The following is an 18,572-nucleotide window of genomic DNA, read 5'->3' on the forward strand; positions in this document are numbered from 1 at the left end:
TCGTTTCGAGTACAGGGGATTTGACGATGCGTATCACACTGCTGGCCGCAACCGCCGCGATCGCGCTCGCCGCTCCGGCGGCGCAGGCTGCCACGGTAGAGGACAAGGCCGCTGCCACGCTGCTGGGCGGGGCAAAGTTCGCCAAGGCCAAGGCGTCGCTCAAGGGCGATTACGACAAGATCATCCAAGACATCATCACCCTGACCGAGATCGAGGCGCCGCCGTTCAAGGAAGACGCACGTGGCGCCGCCTACATGGCGATGCTTAAGGCCGAAGGGCTCACCGACGTCGAGCGCGACGAGGTCGGCAACGTCATGGGGCTACGCAAGGGCACCGGAGGCGGTCCGCTGATCGTCGTCACCGCGCACCTCGACACGGTGTTCCCCGGCGGCACCAATGTGAAGGTGCGGCGCGAGGGCAACGGGCTCTACGCGCCCGGCATCGGCGACGATACCTCCAGCCTGCCGGTGCTGCTCGCTTTCATCCGCGCGATGAACCGGGCGGGCTACACCACCAAGGCCGACATCCTGTTCATGGGCAATGTCGGCGAGGAAGGCCCCGGCGACCTGCGCGGTTCGCGCTACCTGTTCCAGAAGGGCAAGTACAAGGACGCGATCAAGTACTTTATCTCGTTCGAGCCGGGGCAGCCGGGGCGCATCACCAATGCCGGCACCGGATCGCGCCGCTACAAGGTGACGTTCAACGGGCCGGGTGGCCACTCGATGGGTGACTTCGGCATCGTCAGCCCGGCCTTCGCGATGGCCAAGGCGATGGTCGAATTCGGCAAGATCAAGGCCCCTGCGGAGCCGAAGACGGTCTACAACGTCGGCATTCTGGAGGGCGGCACTTCGGTGAACTCGATCCCCTTCGCCACCGCCATGACCATCGACATGCGCTCCAACGGCAAGCCCGAACTGGACGCGGAGGAGAAGCAGTTCCTCGCCCTGCTGCAGCCTGCGGTGGATGCGGAGAACGCCGCGCGCTCCACCGCCAAGGGCAAGATCTCCTACGACGCCAAGCTGATCGGCGACCGCCCGGTCGGCACCACGCCGCTCGATGCGCGCATCATCAAGATCGCCACTGCCGTCGCCAAGGGATCGGGCGTGACGCCGAAGTACGGCGCCGGGTCCACCGACAGCAACATCCCGATGAGCATGGGCGTCGAGGCCGTCACCCTCGGCTCCGGGTTCGACACCTTCCGTGCGCACTCGCTGGAAGAGGGCATGAAGATGAACCCGCCCGAGGACCTCAAGAACATGGCGGTCGGCCTGGCAACGGTCCTGACCCTCGCCGAAGCACGCTGACCCATCCTGACGGGGCGGGCCTCTCCAGCGGTCCGCCCCGGCTTTTTACCGTCTCTCATCCCACCGCCGGTCCGTTCCGCGCCGCGAAGGAGTAACGCCATGTCCCGTCGCAATCTTCTGCTTGCCGCCACGTGTCTTTCGTTCCCGCTCAGCACGCCGGTTCTGGCCCAGGACGCGCCCGCGACCAGCGCTGCGATCACCGCGCCCGAGAAGATCGTCGGCGGCAAGGTCGGCGCCGACTACTTCCTCGCCGACTACACGAAGATTTCCGAGTGGCTGATGCAGGTCGTCAAGGAGAGCGACCGCATCAAGGTCGTCTCCATCGGCAAGACCGCCGAGGGGCGCGAGCAGTACATGGCGATCGTCTCCTCGCCCGATAACATCCGCAATCTGGAGAAATACCGCCGGATTTCGCAGCAGCTGGCGCTGGCCAAGGGCCTCGACGACGATGCCGCCAAGGCGCTCGCCGCCGAGGGCAAGGCGATGGTGTGGATGGACGCCGGGCTCCACGCCAGCGAGATCGTCAACGCGCAGAGCCACGTCCAGATCATCCATGAGATGCTGACGCGCAATGATCCCGAGACCCTGCGCCTGCTGGGTGACGACATCATGCTGTTCGTCTTCGCCAATCCGGACGGGCTGGAACTCGTCGCCGACTGGTACATGGCCGATCCGCACAAGCTGACAACGGACTCGATCCCGGTGCTCTACCAGAAGTACATCGGCCACGATAACAACCGCGACAGCTTCGCCTCGACCCAGCCCGAGACGACCAACATGAACCGCGCCGGATACCGCGAGTGGTTCCCGCAGATCCTCTACAACCAGCACCAGACCGGGCCGCTGGGCGCGGTGGTGTTCATTCCGCCGTTCCGCGACCCCTACAACTTCAACAACGAGCCGCTGGTCATCAACCAGACCGACGTGGTCGGCCAGATGATGCATGCGCGGCTGGTGGCTAAGGGCATGGGCGGCTCGGCGATGCGCTCGGCCGCGCCTTATTCGACATGGTTCAACGGCGGCATCCGCACGATCGGGTACTTCCACAACCAGATCGGCATTCTGACCGAGATCATCGGCAATCCCACCCCGCTCAAGATCCCGTTCGTGCCGGAAAACCAGCTCCCCCGGCAGGACGAGGTACTGCCGATCGCGCCGCAGGAATGGCACTTCCAGCAGTCGCTCGACTACGTGAAGGAGATGGACCGGGCGATCCTCGATTACGCCTCGCGCTACCGCGAGACGATCCAGTACAACCGCTATGTCATGGGCCGCAACCAGATCGCCAAGGGTAGCACCGACAGCTGGGTGGTGACGCCCAAGCGGATCGAGGCGGCGAAGGACGCGGCGAAGACCATGCCCAAGCCGGGGCCGGAGGAAACCGCAGGCACGTTCGGATGGGGCAACGAGAAGATCCTGCCCGCCAGCCTCTACAAGACCGTGCTCAACGCGCCCGAGAAGCGCGCGCCGCGTGCCTACATCATCCCGGCCGACCGCCAGCAGGACATGCCGACGACGGTGCGCTTCCTCAACGCCCTCATCAAGACCGGGATCGAGGTGCAGCAGGCGCCGTCGGCCTTCACTTTCGAGGGCAAAAGCTACCCGGCGGGCAGCTACGTCGTGCGCAGCGACCAGGCTTTCCGCCCCCACGTGCTCGACATGTTCGAGCCGCAGGACCACCCGCAGGACTTCGCCTATGAGGGTGGGCCGCCGATCAAGCCCTACGACGTCACCGGCTATACGCTGGCGCTGCAGATGAACGTCGCCTTCGACCGCGTGCTCGACGCGCCGCCGCCTGGGTTCCCGCTGGTCGCCGACGAGATCGCCGCGCCGCCGCCGGGCCGCGTGCTGGGTTCGGGCGGGGCAGGCTGGATCGTCGATCACGGCGTCAACAACAGCTACACGCTGACCAACCGCTTGCTGAAGGCGGGCCTGCCGGTGTTCTGGATGAAGCAGGGCCTGACCATGGACGGCAAGGCGCTCGCCCCCGGGGCGGTGTGGATACCCGCCTCGGCCAAGGCGAAGGCGATCGTCGATGCCGCCGTCGCGCCGCTCGGCCTCGATGCCCATGCCGTCGCGGCGAAGCCTGCGGGCGAGACGGTCGCGGTCAAGCCGGTGAAGATCGGCCTTGTCGATGTCTATGGCGGCTCGATGGCCTCTGGCTGGACGCGCTGGATCTTCGAGCAGTACGAGTTCCCCTACGAGCTGGTCTACCCGCAGGCGCTCGACAAGGGCGGGCTCAAGGCCAAGTACGACGTCCTCGTCTTCCAGAGCGACGTGCTCGGCCGCGAGGAAGGTCCTTCGCGCCCGCAGCCCGCTGCCGCCGACATTCCGGTCGCCTACCGCAAGATGCTGGGCAAGATCACGCCCGAGACGACCTTCCCGCAAGTCGCCGCCTTCACCAAGGCGGGCGGCACGGTCGTCGCGGTGGGCAACTCCACCCGCATCGGCGAGGCGCTGGGCCTGCCGGTCACCAACCTGCTCGCGCCCAAGGGGCCGGACGGCACCGTGAAGCGGGTTTCCTCCAACAGTTTCTACGTCCCCGGATCGATCCTGAGCGCGCAAGTCGACAGCAGCGATCCCCTGGCCTTCGGCGTCGCACCCACGGTCAACCTGTTCTACAACAACAACCCGGTCTTCCGCGCCGACGGGCCATCGGTGCGCAAGGTCAGCTGGTTCGACAAGGAGGACCCGCTCGTCTCCGGCTGGGGCTGGGGGCAGAAGCTGCTGAACGGCGGCGCGGGCATCGTCGAGGGCGGGCTCGGCAAGGGCCGCGTGTTCCTGATGGGGCCGGAAGTGACCCAGCGCGGACAGCCTTTCGCGACCTTCAAGTTCCTGTTCAACGGCGTGCTGCTCTCAAGCTCCAGCGAAACTCCTCCCGGCGACAGCTAGTGATACCGTTTTGCGCCTGGAACTGAACTGAGTTTTCCAGAGGCTTATGATACTAGCAGTCCAGTAAGCCGATCGCAGCTAGTCGGAATCAAAAATCAGCGGCTAAACGGCCGGGATCGGCCAGTCTAAGCTATCCAGAATGGGAGAGCTGCCGTCTGCACCTGGGTATTGGAAAGGGCTGGCTGAGCGGCCGAGAATGATGACGTGGACGGCTCTCCAACCCTCCCGCAAGATGACCTGCGGATGAGCCGGAAGGAGAGCCACGCTGGGAACAGTCACGGCGATTGGTTTGGACCTAGCGAAGAACGTGTTCCAGGTGCACGGTGTGGATGCCGATGGTGTAGCGGTATTGCGCCAGCGATTGACGCGCAGTCGCCTGCTGAAACCCAGTTATCGAACGCCTTGCGGGCGCACATCGCGGAATTCGGCATCGTCACCCCGATCGGCAGGAATGGAATTGACCAGCTTCTCGATATCGTAGCTGATACAAATCATGCCAGACTGCCCGCAGAGGTGGGGACTTGCCTCGACATGCTGGCAGCCCAACTGCGCATTGTGAAAGAGCAGATCCTCGAAAATGATCGCCGGATCATGGCAAGTGCGCGAAAAACGGAAATCGGCCGGCGGGTGATGGAGATACCAGGCGTGGGGCCACTATTGGCAAGTGCGATCGTCGCGACTGTCCCAAATCCCTCGATCTTTCGCTCAGGCCGCGACCTAGCAGCGTGGATTGGTCTGGTACCTCGACAAAACTCCAGCCTAGGTAAGGAGCGCCTCGGTGGCATCACAAAGGCTGGACATCATTATTTGCGCCAGATGCTCATCGTCGGCGCCATCGCGGTCATTCGCTTTGCTGAGCGCCATAAGTCAAAGCGGCCTTGGCTCGTGCAGTTGCTTGCGCGAAAGAACGTGAAGGTTGCCGCCGTGGCGCTTGCCAACAACAATGCCCGCATGATCTGGGCGATGATGACCAACGGCGAACGGTATCGCGACCCGCAGATTGCATAGAATATAGCGCTCAGCGCTTACGATCTTGGGAAGGGCGGACAGGAGCTAATGCACAAAGTCGGTTGAAACCGCCGGATCGGGAAAACCCATGTTTCGACCCAGCACCTCGAGTGCGCGAGAATGGTCGGGACCCGAGCCGCGCTAATGGCATTATGGCCAGCGGTAATATGTGCCGCACCAATAGGCTCGACACATGGCCGCACCAACCAACGGCGCAAAGCTCAATATGCCACTTGCCAACGGAGAGCCGTCCACACAGCGTCGACTGCAGCAACGGCTTCTACACGCCTCATTCCGGGCGTTCCGCCAAATCGTTGAGCGCGCGGCGGGCATCTGCCTTGTTCGGCTCGATTTCCAGGGCGCGGCGATAATAGACACTTGCCTGTTCCCGGTCCCGATCGACGCCTGCTCCTGCATTGTAGGCACGGCCAAGGTTGAGGCACCCGTCGGCATCGTTCAGATCGCAGGATTTGCGGAACAGTTCGGTGGCCCGTCCTGCGTCCTTGCCAGCACCGTTTCCGTTCTGAACCAACGTGCCTAAATTGCCGCAGGCTGCGCCATCGTCCTGATCGCAGGCTCCGACATAAAGTGCGGCGGCGCGATGGGCGTTCTTGCGCACGCCCAGCCCCTGATCGTAAACCACACCAAGGTTGTAGCAGCCGCCGGCATCTTCGCCGTCACAGGCCTTTTCAAACAGTCGCCTGGCGCGCCGCTTGCTGGCCTTTACCCCCGCGCCCAGCGAATAGGCGGCGCCAAGGCTGGAGCAACTGGCAAAGTTATCGGCGTCACAGGCCGCCCTGAAATACCGGAACGCACGTGGGGCGTCCTTCGCGATGCCTTCGCCCTTCACCAGGGCAAGGCCAAAATTGCCGCAATCAGCAGGCCCGCCCAACTCACAGGCTTTCGCGAAAGCAGCGGTCGCCTGCTGGGCGTCCGCAGGGACGCCATTGCCGGTGTGGTAGGCTATGCCAAGGCTTGTGCAGCTGCTGCCATCGCCGCCTGCACAAGCCTTGGCATAGAATACCGCAGCACGCGCCGGATCCAGAGCCACGTGATCGCCTTGCGCGTATCGGGTGCCCAGTTCGGCACAGGAGCTTGCCACTTCGCCCGCACAAGCATCTTCAAGCTGCCTGATTTCGGCCGCATCATCATCAGAAGCCTGCTCCGATGCCGGTTCGGTCAGATCATACGGCCCCGCAGGGGCAGGCACAGTAGGATTCTCTGGCGGTGTAGACGCGATGGTATCCACTTCCCGCACGGAAAGCATTTCATGCAGATCATGGGCATCGGACGGCCTGTTGCCGTGTGCGATCAGTGCCTCTGCAAACTCGATTTCGTCGATCGCAAGTGGGAAGAGATCATTTGCGACCCGGTGCGCTTCATCTCCGCAGGCAAAGCGCAGTTCCGCATCGCCCAAGCTGTCGGGCGGCACCGTTTCCATGGGGGACGTATGCGCGGCTCCCTTGTCGATCGGGCGTCCGGCCTCGTCGAAATACAGAATTTGCAAAGTTTGAATGCGGCGTTTGTCGCACAGCACGCGCCGGTGCGCTTTTACCGTGACTTCCGGTTCGCCGGGCCGGATTACTTGCATCGCCCAATAGCGCGCCTCGTCTCCGCGCCGCTCGACAGATTTCGCATCCACGAAAACGACACGGCCGGGGCCGCTGTTGATGTACCACCACTCTGATGCGGCCGCCGGAACCGCGCCCAGCATCAAGGTGGCTGGCACGGCTTTACAGAACCAAGACATGTACCGCATCCTTCTTACCATCCCGATCCGCCGCCACCGCCACCCCGCCGCCCGAAGACCCGTCGCCGGAGGAACCGCTGGAGCTGTCACTGCTACCGGAACTGCGGCTGGACGTGCTCGGTGATGTGGCGGCCGACGCTATCGTCCTATCCTTTATTCTGTTCGTGGCCGGCTGGTTGATCGTTATTCGCGGGCGGCACGGAAATGTCATCAAGCGCAGCCTTTGATATGGCGAGGGCTTTTCTTGCGGGGCCGGCGGAAGACGTGAGCGGATCAAGCGCCAACGCGTGCTCCAGCAGAGCGATGCCCCTAACGTCGTGAAGGTCGCGGCCGTTGCCGGTCTGATAGGCCCGGCCGAGCGTAAAGCAGCTTTCCGCCTCGCCCAGCGCACAGGCATCGTCGCGTGCTATGCCATCGCCTTCGAGCAGCCGGTTGCCGAGGCGCGAACAAGCGCCGGCGTCATTGTTCTGGCACATGACTTTCAGCTCGGCGACGGGATCGATCACCTCGACTTGTTGCGCCTGAGCCTGCCCGGCAGGCAAGCCAACTAAGACCACCGACAATGCGGCGGCGCGGATCATGGCGCGGTGCATGCCGGATCGGCGCAGACGAAAGGCATGTCGTCGGTATCCTTCGGGGCAAGGCTTGCGCGGAAGCGCAGGTTCCGGGGCGTGGCGTCCAGAACCGCAATTTCGATGTCGCGGATGCGGATTGTCTTCTGCGAAGCCGGGAAGCGCATCGTCTGCCCGCTGCTGGCGTGCGCGAGATCCCCGATGCTGTAACCGCGCAAGTCGAAGGCCAGCTCTCCTTCCTCGATCCCGAGATAAGCGATATCGTAGATCGTACCGCTTTCCATTGTATCGTAATCGCCGGCCTCGAGTATGCCCACGCCTTTGCCGTAGTCACGCGGCGGGACTACGGCCTGACCGGCGGCGATCGCCTGGGGTGTTCCGAATGTGGCAGGGGCCGGTGCCGAAGATCGGATGACCGGCACCGCAGGGTCTGCGCGCATCTGCTCATGATGGTCCGCCGGGCTAACCAAAGCCTCGGTGTCGGCAATCAGTGCTTCGGCGAAAGCGACTTGGTCGATCGCCAGAGGGAACCCGCCGGTCTGGGTTCGATCGGCAGCGCAGACGAACTTCAATTGGGCCTCGCCTACTGACCCCGCCGCGATAGGGTTGGGCCCTGGGTAGCTCAGCGCCGACTTGTCGAGGCGTTCGTCATCGGCGCCGTAACGAAGGACGAGATCCCACGTTTCGGTGCGTTTGCGGCAGTCTCCGATCATGAAGGCGCGAAGCGAGGCCGCGGGGTTACCGGGCTCGCGCAGAATTTGGCTGGCATCATATCGAACAATGTCACCGTCCCGCTCGATCGATTCAACATCGACGAACAGCACTTTGTCTGCGCCTTGCGCCACGTACCACCACTGCGAGGTACGGGCCAGGCCCATCGAAGGAGAAAGCATAAGCAACCCGCCGGCGAGTATCCCGAACTTCATCCGATATTCCAAACTGTTACTATTTCATTGGTACAGCAGAACCCGTACCTTACAACAGCACCTGCTTGTTTTTGTGCCTGCCCATAACAACTTTCTGGATCACGCTTACTCCGTGCATGACCGGCCAATCTCGACCGATAGCCGCCTAGCAATGTTGGCTATCGCGCTTCTGAGAAGCCAAACCTGCCGTGTTCCTTACCGCCAATTTGAAAATTGGAGGGAGATCGGCTCACCTCGACCGTTGGCGGGATATGTCAGGCGTTGTTCCTTCTCCGTGAATTCGGGCTCTGCGAGGCGCTGCGCGCGCGCATAAGTCGGCGTCAGCCTGGAGAGCTCGATTCCGAGAAGCGCCGACCGGGCAATCTCACGGGAAAAAAAGACAGGCCATGCGATAGAGCAAGATCGACCCGACGTCCTGAAGCAGCGTCAGAACTGGTTTGAGGTCAACTCGACCTCAAACCGGAGCGCCTGGTCTTCATCGACGGAACCTAGACCGCGACCAATATGACCCGCAGCTACGGTAGCTGCCCCAAAGGCGAACGTCTGCGGATCGGTTTCCCGCACGGCCACGGCAAGATCACCGCGTTGGTCGCCGGCCTGCGCATGGCCGGCATGGTCGAGGCCATGGTGCTCGATGGGCCGATCAACGGCGACTGGTTCGAAGCCTACGTCGCTCAGGTCCTCGTCTCCGAACAGCGGCCTCGCGACGGCGTCATCATGGACAACTTGTCGAGCCACAAGCGCGCATCGGTGCAAGTGCTCATCGAGGCCGCAGGCGCCACCCTGCGCTTTCTCCCGCCCTACAGCCCCGACTTCAACCCGATCGAGAAAGCATTTTCCGGCCTCAAAGCCATACTCCGTAAAGCGGGCGAGCGTACCGTCAGTGGCCTGTGGAGCTTGATCGGCAAACTCGTCGATATCTTCCAGCCCCCGGAATGCGCCAACTACTTCAGATCATGTGGTTACGAACCAGAATGATCGTGAAGACGTCCTTGCGTCCGAGATCGGCCTTCCGGAGCACGCCCACCAGCGATACACAGAACATAGTCGCAATCTCCTGTTCAAGCCGTTCCGAAGAATCGAAGCTCGCCGACTTGGGGAATTGGTTCGCCAATCTAACTTTTTCTGTTTCAAGAGTTGCTAGTCAGGCTCTCCCCGCCCCCCGATCGATCACGAGCCATTGACAATCCTCCTCTTGAAAGATAGCGCTATCATTCATATTTGGACGGCGATGAAGCCCTGCGGCTGCAATGCAGCGGGGGGCTTCGGGCAGATCCGGAATGGACGTACGAAACGGACGGGCAAAGCCCTGACCTGAGGGGATGCAGCAATGATTACCGGCGCCATACTCATCGGCCGCGAGGAAACCCACACGCAGGCAAGCTATGCCGCCATCAACCCCGCGACCGGCGCGGCGCTGGAACCACGCTTCACCACCGCAGGCCTGCCGGAAGTGGAACGCGCCTGTGCGCTGGCCGACGAGGCCGCGGTCGCCTTCGCCGAACTGGACCCGGAAACCCGCGCTGTCTTCCTCGAAACCATCGCCGATGAGATCGTGGCGATCGGCGACATCCTGATCGAACGCGCCATAGCCGAGACGGGCCTTCCCCGCGCCCGTATCGAGGGCGAGCGGGGCCGCACCGCCGGCCAGCTGCGCCTTTTCGCGCAAGTCCTGCGTGAAGGCAGCTGGGCGGGCCTCACCATCGATCCCGCCCTGCCCGAGCGCGCGCCGCTGCCGCGCCCGGACCTGCGCGTGCGCAAGGTCGCGCTTGGCCCGGTCGTGGTGTTCGGCGCCAGCAACTTCCCCCTCGCCTTCTCGGTCGCAGGCGGAGACACCGCCGCGGCTTTCGCGGCGGGTTGTCCGGTCATCGTCAAGGGTCACTCGGCCCATCCCGGCACCGGCGAACTGGTGGCCCGCGCCATCCAGCGCGCGGTGGCGCTGTGCCATCTGCCCGAGGGCGTGTTCTCCTACCTCCCCGCCACGCGTGAGGCAGGCACCGCGCTGGTCGCCGACCACCGCGTCAAGGCGGTCGGCTTCACCGGATCGCGCCCCGGCGGCATGGCGCTGATGCGCACCGCCGCGGCCCGGCCCGAGCCGATCCCGGTCTATGCCGAGATGAGTTCGATCAACCCGGTCGTGCTGTTCCCCGCCGCCCTCGCCGCGCGTGCCGAAGCGCTGGGCGCGGCCTTCGTCGGCTCGCTGACGATGGGCGCCGGGCAGTTCTGCACCAATCCCGGCCTCGTCATCGCCATCGACGGGCCTGATCTCGATACCTTCCTCGCCTCGGCCTCGGCGGCGATGGGCGGCAGCGCGGCGCAGGACATGCTGACGCCGGGCATCCACTCGGCCTATGTCGAGGGCGTGAGCGCGCTGGCGGGCCACGGCGCTGTAACCACCCTCGCACGCGGCGTCGAGCCGACCGGCCCGCATCAGGCGCAGGGCGCCCTGTTCCGCACCACGGCGGCCGATTTCCTCGCCGATCCGGCGCTGGGCGCGGAAGTCTTCGGCTCCTCCTCGCTGGTCATCACCGTCACCGACATGGCCGAGGCGCTCAAGGTCATCGCCGCCCTCGAAGGCCAGCTCACCGCCACCCTGATCCTCGACGCCGAGGACGAGGCGGAGGCCGCGCTGCTGCTGCCGGTGCTGGAGCGCAAGGTTGGACGCATCCTCGTCAACGGCTGGCCGACGGGCGTCGAAGTGTGCCACGCGATGGTCCACGGCGGCCCGTTCCCCTCGACCTCGGACGGACGGACAACCTCGGTCGGCGCCTCGGCGATCGAGCGCTTCCTGCGCCCGGTGTGCTACCAGAACATGCCCTTCGCCCTGCTCCCCGAGGGCCTTCGCGACGGCAATCCGTGGAACGCCCCGCGCCGCATCGACGGCGTACTGAAGCTGGGTTGATGACGATGGACGCCCCAACGCAATCTCCTTCGAATTGCCGCTTCCGCTCGCAGGACTGGTTCGCCGATCCTGCGCGTTCGGACATGGTCGCGCTCTATCTGGAGCGCTTCATGAACTACGGCATCACGCCTGCGGAATTGCGCTCGGGGCGTCCGATCATCGGCATCGCGCAATCGGGCAGCGACCTGTCGCCCTGCAACCGCATCCACCTCGACCTCGCCAAGCGGGTGCGCGACGGCATCCGGGACGCGGGCGGCATCGCGATGGAGTTCCCGGTCCATCCGATCTTCGAGAACTGCCGTCGCCCGACCGCCGCGCTCGATCGCAACCTCGCCTACATGGGGCTGGTCGAGATCCTCTACGGCTATCCCATCGATGCCGTGGTGCTCACCACCGGCTGCGACAAGACCACGCCTTCGCAGGTCATGGCCGCATCCACCGTGGACATCCCCGCGATCGTCCTGTCCGGCGGGCCGATGCTCGACGGCTGGCATGAGGGCGATCTGGTCGGTTCAGGTACCGTGATCTGGCGTAGCCGCCGCAAGTTGGCGGCCGGTGAGATCGACGAGGAGGAGTTCCTCCAGCGCGCCTGCGACAGCGCGCCCTCGGCCGGGCACTGCAACACTATGGGCACCGCCTCCACCATGAACGCGGTGGCCGAGGCGCTCGGCCTCTCGCTTCCCGGCTGCGCAGCGATCCCCGCCCCCTACCGCGAGCGCGGGCAGTACGCCTACGAAACCGGTCGCCGCATCGTCGAGATGGCGCACGAAGACCTCCGCCCCTCGCATATCCTGACGCGCGACAGCTTCCTCAACGCCATCCGCGTCGTCAGCGCGATCGGCGGGTCGAGCAACGCGCAGCCGCACATCATGGCGATGGCGCGCCATGCGGGCGTGGAACTCACCGCCTCGGACTGGACCGAGCACGGCTACGACCTGCCGCTGATCCTCGACATGCAGCCGGCCGGACGGTTCCTGGGCGAACGCTTCCACCGCGCGGGCGGCGTGCCCTCGATCATGTGGGAACTGCAGCAGGCGGGCGTGCTGGCGCAGGACTGCCTCACCGTCACCGGCGAGACGCTGGCCGCCAACCTCGAAGGCCGCGAAGCGCGCGACCGCGAGGTGATCCGCCACTTCGCCGAGCCGCTGCGCGAGAAGGCGGGCTTCCTCGTTCTGTCGGGCAACCTGTTCGACTTCGGCATCATGAAGACCTCAGTGATCTCCGCCGAGTTCAATGACCGCTACCTCTCGCGCCCCGGCTCGGAAGGCGTGTTCGAGGGCCGCGCCGTGGTGTTCGAAGGCGGCGACGACTACCACCACCGCATCAACGATCCCGCGCTGGAGATCGACGCCGACTGCATCCTCGTCATGCGCGGCGCCGGGCCGATGGGCTGGCCCGGTTCGGCCGAAGTGGTGAACATGCAGCCGCCCGACGCGCTCATCAAGGCGGGCGTGCAGTGGCTGCCGACGCTCGGCGACGGGCGCCAGTCGGGCACGTCCGACAGCCCCTCGATCCTCAACTGCTCGCCCGAGAGCGCGGCAGGCGGCGGCCTGTCATGGCTGCGCACCGGCGACATGATCCGCATCGACATCCGCGCAGGGCTCTGCAACGCGCTGGTCGATCCGGCCGAGATCGCTCGCCGCAAGGCCGAGGACGCCCCGCCACCCGTGCCGCAGAGCCATACCCCGTGGGAGGAACTCTTCCGCGAGAAGACCGGCCAGATGGCGGACGGCGCGGTCATGGACATGGCCGTGAAGTACCGTCGCATCGCCGAACGGACGCCGCGCCACAATCACTAACGCACCCAGCGGGGCCGGGTGGGCGGACGGCCCTTCCAGCCCCGTGTGATTGACATTGCATGGCAGTGTGATAGCGCTCCCATTACAGAACGAGAACGGATGCCCGACATGACCGATATCCTCTCCTCCCTTCCCGTGGACATGCTACCTTCCGATTGGCGCGAGGGCCTGTTCCTCGGCCGTCTCGACCTTGGGGAAGGCCCGACCCCCGTGCTGCTGCAGGGCGGCGTGGCCTACGACATGAGCGGCGCCGCGCCGACCGTGGCCGACCTCGTCGATGCAGGCGCCTTCGATCCCGCGCAGGGCAAGGCCCTTGGCACTGTCGAGGACGTGCTGGCCCGTGCAACGCTGCTCAGCCCGATCGACCTGCAGTGCGTGAAGGCGGCGGGCGTGACGTTCGCCGTCTCGGCGTTGGAGCGCGTGATCGAGGAACGCGCGCGCGGCGATGCCGACAAGGCGCAGGCGGTGCGCGGCGGGCTGGAGGAGCGCATCGGCGGCTCGATCCGCTCTGTCGTGCCCGGCAGCCCGGAGGCAGCGGCGCTCAAGGCGGCGCTGATCGAGGACGGCATGTGGTCGCAATATCTCGAAGTCGCGATCGGGCCGGACGCGGAAGTGTTCACCAAGTCGCCGGTGCTTTCCACCGTGGGATCGGGCGCTACGATCGGCGTGCGTTCGGATTCGCACTGGAACAACCCGGAGCCGGAGATCGTCATCCTTTCCGACGCGCACGGGAAGGCCGTGGGCGCGACGCTGGGCAACGACGTCAACTTGCGCGATTTCGAGGGGCGCTCGGCGCTGCTGCTGGGCAAGGCGAAGGACAACAATGCCAGTTGCTCGGTCGGCCCGTTCGTGCGCCTGTTCGATGCGGGCTACACCGTGGCGGACGTCGAGAACGCGCAAGTGCTGCTGCGCATCGAGGGGCCGGAAGGCTTCCTGCTCGAAGGCGAGAGCCGCATGTCGGAGATTAGTCGCCCGCCGCTCGACCTGCTGCGCCAGTGCTTTTCCGAGCACCAGTACCCGGACGGCGTCGTGCTGTTCCTCGGCACCCTGTTCGCGCCGACGCAGGACCGCGACGCGCCCGGACGCGGGTTCACCCACAAGGTCGGCGATGTCGTGACGATCTCCAGCGACCGCCTCGGCACCCTGGTCAACACCGTCGCCACCTCGCGCGATGCGCCTGCCTGGGAAACCGGGATTTCCGCCCTCTACCGCAACCTCGCCGCGCGCGGGCTGATCGGGGCGAAAGCCGACGCGCTTGCCTGATTCTTCGACTTCACCAAGGACTTCCATGTTGACCACCACTCTCCCCTGCCCCACCGCGCAGGTCGCGCGCTTTCCCTCGCTTGCGGGCAAGGGGGTGTTCATCTCGGGCGGCGGCTCCGGGATCGGGGCGGCGCTGGTCGAGGCCTTCGCGCGGCAGGGGGCGAAAGTGTCCTTCGTGGACATCGCCGCCGAACCTTCCGAAGCGCTGGTGGCGAGCCTTGATGGCACGGTGGAGTTCACCCCCCGCTTCGTCGCCGGCGATCTCAAGGACCTCGACTTCGTGCAGGCGCAAGTCGCGGCGGCGCATGAGGCGCTCGGCGGCCTCCACGTGCTGGTCAACAATGCAGCCAACGACGACCGCCACGCCATCGCCGACGTCACGCCGGATTACTGGGACGAGCGCATGGCGGTGAACCTGCGCCACCTGTTCTTCGCCGCACAGGCCGCCGTGCCCTTCATGGAAGCGGCGGGCGGCGGCGTGATCCTGAACTTCGGGTCGATCAGCTGGCACCTCGCGCTCGACCAGCTCTCGCTCTACCAGACCGCCAAGGCCGCGATCGAGGGCATGACCCGCGCGATGGCCCGCGAACTGGGCGAGCGGAATATCCGCGTCTGCGCGATCGTGCCCGGAAACGTCCAGACGCCGCGGCAGGAAAAGTGGTACACCCCCGAGGGCGAGCGCGAGATCCTCGACGCGCAGTGCCTGAAAGCGCGCGTCCAGCCGGCCGACGTGGCGGCGCTGGCGCTGTTCCTCGCCTCCGACGATGCGCGGATGTGTACGGGGCACGAGTATTTCGTCGATGCGGGCTGGCGCTGAGATGATTCCGCAGGTTGCCTGCAAGCTGGGCGCGATGCTGGGCGAGGGTCCGGTATGGGACGCCGCGCGCGGCTGCCTGTGGTTCGTGGACATCAAGGGTCACAAGCTTCACCGCTTCGATCCGGCAAGCGGTACGCTGAACACCGTCAAGGCACCCGAAGAGCCCGGCTGGGTGATCCCGCTGGCGGGCGCCGCGCTGCTGGTCGGCGCGAAGGCGGGCGTCCACCGTTTCGAGGAGGACGCCTTCGCGCTGCTCCACGCCGTCGAGCCCGACCTGCCCGGCAACCGCCTCAACGATGCTGCCGTCCACCCGGACGGCTCGGTGTGGCTGGGCACCATGGACAATGCCGAGGAGGCGCCGAGCGGTGGCTACTACCGCTTTCACGGCAGCGCGTGCACCGCGCTTTCGCCCCAGCCGATGGTCATCACCAATGGCCCGGCCTTCTCGCCAGATGGCGGGACGGTCTATCTCGTCGATACGCTGGAGCGGGTAATCCTGTCCGCCAGCGTCGGCGCGGACGGGCATCCGGGCGAGGCACGGCTCTTCGCGCGCATTCCGGACGGCATGGGCTATCCCGACGGCCCCGTCGTGGACAGCGCGGGCACCGTCTGGGTCGGCCTGTTCGGCGGCTGGGGTGTGGCCCGCTTTGCTCCCGATGGCACCTTTCTCGGTCGGGTGGAATTCCCGGTCGCCAACGTCACCAAGATCGCATTCGGCGGCCCGGACCTCACCACCGTCTATGCGACGACGGCACGCAAGGGGTTGTCCGCCGACGAACTGGCGGCTCAACCCCACGCCGGAGACCTCTTCACCTTCGCGGTGGATGTTCCCGGCCTCGCGCCGGGATACCCCACGGCCTGACCGGCCCGTAACGACAAGAACAAGCAATGAGGATGCAAGAATGGCGGCGATAGACATGGGAAGCGCGCCAACCGGCGTGGAGTACGGCGGGAAGGTCAACATGGCCTTCGTCGCCATGATCGTTGCGGTGGCAACGATCGGCGGGTTCATGTTCGGCTACGACAGCGGCGTCATCAACGGCACGCAGGACGGGCTGGAAAAGGCGTTCAACCTCTCCAAGCTGGGCACCGGCCTCAACGTCGGCGCGATCCTGCTGGGCTGCGCGGTGGGCGCCTTCGTGGCGGGCCGCCTCGCCGACGTCTGGGGCCGTCGCAGCGTCATGATGATCGGTGCCGCGCTGTTCGTCGTGAGCGCGCTGGGCGCGGGCGCGGCGACCTCTTCGCTGCTCTTCGTCATCGCCCGCTTCATCGGCGGCGTCGGCGTCGGCGCGGCGAGCGTGCTGGCGCCGGTCTACATCAGCGAGGTCACTCCGGCCTCGATCCGCGGACGGCTTTCCAGCCTGCAGCAGATCATGATCATCACCGGCCTTACCGGTGCCTTCGTCGCCAACTGGGCGCTGGCCAGCCATGCCGGTTCCAGCACCGCGCCGCTGTGGCTGGACCTGCCCGCGTGGCGCTGGATGTTCTGGATGCAGGTGATCCCGGCCGTGATCTACCTCGTCGCCCTGTTCATGATCCCGGAAAGCCCGCGCTTCCTCGTCGCCTGCGGCCGCGAAGCCGAGGCGCAGGCCGTGCTCACCCGCATCTTCGGAGCCGAGACGGCCGCAAAGATGATCGCCGACATCCGTGCCAGCCTCCTCTCGATCGCCGCCGACCACCACCGGCCGAGCTTCGCCGACCTCAAGGACCCCGCGACCGGCCGCCTGCGCAAGCTGGTCTGGGCGGGCATCGGGCTGGCCGTGTTCCAGCAACTCGTCGGCATCAACATCGTGTTCTACTACGGCGCGGTGCTGTGGCAGTCGGTCGGCTTTTCCGAAAGCGACGCGCTGCTGATCAACATCCTGTCGGGCACGCTCTCGATCCTTGCCTGCCTCGTCACCGTGCTGCTGGTCGACCGGCTGGGGCGCAAGCCGCTGCTACTGATCGGTTCGGCGGGCATGGCGGTGACGCTGGCGACGATGGCGATGTGCTTCGCCAGCGGCAGCTTCACGGATGGCCACCTGACCCTCTCGGACAATGTCGGCACCGTCGCGCTGATCGCCGCGAATGCCTATGTCGTGTTCTTCAACGTCAGCTGGGGGCCGGTCATGTGGGTGATGCTGGGCGAGATGTTCCCCAACCAGATTCGCGGCTCGGCGCTGGCGGTCTCGGGCTTCGCGCAGTGGATCGCCAACTTCGGCATCTCGGTCAGTTTCCCGGCGATGGCCGCCGGGCTCGGCCTGCCGCTGACGTACGGGTTCTATGCGCTCAGCGCCTTCCTCTCGTTCTTCTTCGTACGCGCAATGGTGACCGAGACGCGCGGCCGCACGCTCGAGGAGATGGCGGCTTGATCGAGCTGCGTTCGGGCAGCAGCGAAGCCACGCTGCTGCCCCATCTCGGCGGGTCGATCGGTTCCTTCGCGGTCGGGGGCAAGCACATCCTGCGCCCGACCCCGGCGGACGCCGCGAGCCCGCTGGACGCCGCCTGCTTTCCGCTGGTGCCTTACGCCAACCGCATCGCGGACGGGCGCTTCTCCTTCGCGGCAAAGGACTATGCCCTCCCCCGCAACGTTGCGGGCTTCGAGCATCCGATCCACGGTCTCGGCTGGATCATGCCGTGGATGGTTAAAGACGAGCAGGCCGACCACGCCGCCCTCGCTTGCATGCATTCCGCCGACGCGCACTGGCCGTGGGACTGGTCCGCCACGCAGAGTTTCGTGCTGGAAGACGGCGCGCTCCATGTGACGCTGGAGGTAGTCAACCGGTCCGACCGCGCGATGCCCTGCGGCCTCGGCCAGCACCCCTACTTCGTGCGCGAACCGGGCGGCCGGCTGCAGTTCGCCGCAGAGGGCGTATGGATCAACAATGCCGGCATGATCCCCGAACACCCTGCTCCGGCCGACCACTTCGGCAACTTCGCGCAGGGCGCCGTGCCACGGGCAGACACCCTGACCGACAACTGCTGGTTCGGCTGGAACGGCACCGCCGCATGGCAAGGCGTCGAACTCCGGTCAGACGACGCGCGGTTCGTCCATGTCTTCGCCCCGCCTGGTGAGGATTTCGTCTGCATCGAACCTACCAGCCAGATGCCCGATGCGTTCAACCGTCGCGACAATGCAGGCACCGCCGTCCTCGAACCGGGCCAGAGCGCAGGTCTGGGCATGGTCATCCGCGCTGCTCCGAATTGACCAGCTCGAATTGACCGGCTCATGCTCGCCCGGCACGTAATCGCTGGCGGCGTTGCAGGAAAATTGTAATAGGCTGAACATGTAAGCGGCGGGATTCCGTAGCGACCCGGTCCGCCGCACGGGGGATCAGGCCAGCGTGACAGATCAGGATA

At 65.6% G+C, this 18,572-nt stretch carries 13 protein-coding genes and 1 pseudogene; 11 read left to right on the forward strand and 3 right to left on the reverse strand.

The window, feature by feature from the left end; all coding sequences use genetic code 11:
- Positions 1-26: 26 nt before the first annotated feature.
- The 3 genes from BES08_RS20195 (at position 27) to BES08_RS20205 (ending at position 5,204) form a co-directional block, all read left to right on the forward strand.
- Positions 27-1,304: a M20/M25/M40 family metallo-hydrolase gene (locus BES08_RS20195; protein WP_051587233.1), complete on the forward strand. Its 1,278-nt coding sequence runs from the start codon at positions 27-29 to the stop codon at positions 1,302-1,304.
- Between the two features lie 99 nt (positions 1,305-1,403).
- A complete protein-coding gene (locus tag BES08_RS20200) occupies positions 1,404-4,196 on the forward strand; it encodes a M14 family metallopeptidase (protein ID WP_051587232.1) in 2,793 nt (930 codons plus the stop codon).
- 243 nt (positions 4,197-4,439) lie between these two features.
- A complete protein-coding gene (locus BES08_RS20205) occupies positions 4,440-5,204 on the forward strand; it encodes an IS110 family RNA-guided transposase (RefSeq protein WP_413783112.1) in 765 nt (254 codons plus the stop codon).
- A 289-nt stretch (positions 5,205-5,493) separates the two neighbouring features.
- Here the strand turns inward: BES08_RS20205 and BES08_RS20210 are convergent, their stop codons facing one another.
- From BES08_RS20210 to BES08_RS20220, 3 genes are all read right to left on the reverse strand, one after another.
- Positions 5,494-6,954 carry a tetratricopeptide repeat protein gene (locus BES08_RS20210; RefSeq protein ID WP_162177439.1) on the reverse strand — a complete coding sequence of 487 codons (1,461 nt, stop codon included), beginning with the start codon at positions 6,952-6,954 and terminating at the stop codon, positions 5,494-5,496.
- Positions 6,955-7,100: 146 nt separating this feature from the next.
- Complete coding sequence (locus BES08_RS20215; protein WP_155986489.1) at positions 7,101-7,535, reverse strand: SEL1-like repeat protein; 435 nt, start codon at positions 7,533-7,535, stop codon at positions 7,101-7,103.
- Positions 7,532-8,452, reverse strand: coding sequence for a surface-adhesin E family protein (locus BES08_RS20220; protein WP_051587231.1), 921 nt, complete (start codon positions 8,450-8,452; stop codon positions 7,532-7,534). Before BES08_RS20220 ends, BES08_RS20215 begins: the two co-directional genes overlap by 4 nt.
- Before the next feature lie 361 nt (positions 8,453-8,813).
- On the opposite strand from BES08_RS20220, the pseudogene BES08_RS20225 reads away from it, so the two are divergent.
- The 8 genes and pseudogenes from BES08_RS20225 to BES08_RS20260 form a co-directional block, all read left to right on the forward strand.
- Positions 8,814-9,430: pseudogene (locus tag BES08_RS20225) on the forward strand (IS630 family transposase); the annotation flags it as partial.
- Between the two features lie 352 nt (positions 9,431-9,782).
- A complete protein-coding gene (locus BES08_RS20230) occupies positions 9,783-11,354 on the forward strand; it encodes an aldehyde dehydrogenase (NADP(+)) (protein ID WP_069709405.1) in 1,572 nt (523 codons plus the stop codon).
- Between the two features lie 5 nt (positions 11,355-11,359).
- The gene (locus tag BES08_RS20235; protein ID WP_036530754.1) at positions 11,360-13,153 is read left to right on the forward strand and encodes an IlvD/Edd family dehydratase; all 1,794 of its coding nucleotides are present in this window, start codon (positions 11,360-11,362) and stop codon (positions 13,151-13,153) included.
- Positions 13,154-13,252: 99 nt separating this feature from the next.
- Positions 13,253-14,416, forward strand: coding sequence for a fumarylacetoacetate hydrolase family protein (locus BES08_RS20240; RefSeq protein ID WP_036530749.1), 1,164 nt, complete (start codon positions 13,253-13,255; stop codon positions 14,414-14,416).
- Positions 14,417-14,441: 25 nt separating this feature from the next.
- Positions 14,442-15,233: a D-xylose 1-dehydrogenase gene (gene xylB / locus BES08_RS20245; protein WP_008830992.1), complete on the forward strand. Its 792-nt coding sequence runs from the start codon at positions 14,442-14,444 to the stop codon at positions 15,231-15,233.
- The gene (locus BES08_RS20250; protein ID WP_069709406.1) at positions 15,217-16,095 is read left to right on the forward strand and encodes an SMP-30/gluconolactonase/LRE family protein; all 879 of its coding nucleotides are present in this window, start codon (positions 15,217-15,219) and stop codon (positions 16,093-16,095) included. The genes xylB and BES08_RS20250 overlap by 17 nt, the downstream gene beginning before the upstream one ends.
- Positions 16,096-16,135: 40 nt before the next feature.
- Positions 16,136-17,584 carry a sugar porter family MFS transporter gene (locus BES08_RS20255; RefSeq protein WP_069709407.1) on the forward strand — a complete coding sequence of 483 codons (1,449 nt, stop codon included), beginning with the start codon at positions 16,136-16,138 and terminating at the stop codon, positions 17,582-17,584.
- Positions 17,581-18,420: an aldose 1-epimerase gene (locus BES08_RS20260; RefSeq protein WP_051587182.1), complete on the forward strand. Its 840-nt coding sequence runs from the start codon at positions 17,581-17,583 to the stop codon at positions 18,418-18,420. Before BES08_RS20255 ends, BES08_RS20260 begins: the two co-directional genes overlap by 4 nt.
- Positions 18,421-18,572 lie beyond the last annotated feature (152 nt).

This window comes from Novosphingobium resinovorum (assembly GCF_001742225.1).
GTDB lineage: Bacteria > Pseudomonadota > Alphaproteobacteria > Sphingomonadales > Sphingomonadaceae > Novosphingobium > Novosphingobium resinovorum_A.

Excerpts from the sequence above, each read along its gene's own strand:
- BES08_RS20195 (WP_051587233.1), top strand. The coding sequence starts at position 27 with ATGCGTATCACACTGCTGGCCGCAACCGCCGCGATCGCGCTCGCCGCT.
- BES08_RS20200 (WP_051587232.1), top strand. The coding sequence starts at position 1,404 with ATGTCCCGTCGCAATCTTCTGCTTGCCGCCACGTGTCTTTCGTTCCCG.
- BES08_RS20205 (WP_413783112.1), top strand. The coding sequence starts at position 4,440 with ATGAGCCGGAAGGAGAGCCACGCTGGGAACAGTCACGGCGATTGGTTT.
- BES08_RS20210 (WP_162177439.1), bottom strand. The coding sequence starts at position 6,954 with ATGTCTTGGTTCTGTAAAGCCGTGCCAGCCACCTTGATGCTGGGCGCG.
- BES08_RS20215 (WP_155986489.1), bottom strand. The coding sequence starts at position 7,535 with ATGATCCGCGCCGCCGCATTGTCGGTGGTCTTAGTTGGCTTGCCTGCC.
- BES08_RS20220 (WP_051587231.1), bottom strand. The coding sequence starts at position 8,452 with ATGAAGTTCGGGATACTCGCCGGCGGGTTGCTTATGCTTTCTCCTTCG.
- BES08_RS20230 (WP_069709405.1), top strand. The coding sequence starts at position 9,783 with ATGATTACCGGCGCCATACTCATCGGCCGCGAGGAAACCCACACGCAG.
- BES08_RS20235 (WP_036530754.1), top strand. The coding sequence starts at position 11,360 with ATGGACGCCCCAACGCAATCTCCTTCGAATTGCCGCTTCCGCTCGCAG.
- BES08_RS20240 (WP_036530749.1), top strand. The coding sequence starts at position 13,253 with ATGCCCGACATGACCGATATCCTCTCCTCCCTTCCCGTGGACATGCTA.
- xylB (WP_008830992.1), top strand. The coding sequence starts at position 14,442 with ATGTTGACCACCACTCTCCCCTGCCCCACCGCGCAGGTCGCGCGCTTT.
- BES08_RS20250 (WP_069709406.1), top strand. The coding sequence starts at position 15,217 with ATGCGGGCTGGCGCTGAGATGATTCCGCAGGTTGCCTGCAAGCTGGGC.
- BES08_RS20255 (WP_069709407.1), top strand. The coding sequence starts at position 16,136 with ATGGCGGCGATAGACATGGGAAGCGCGCCAACCGGCGTGGAGTACGGC.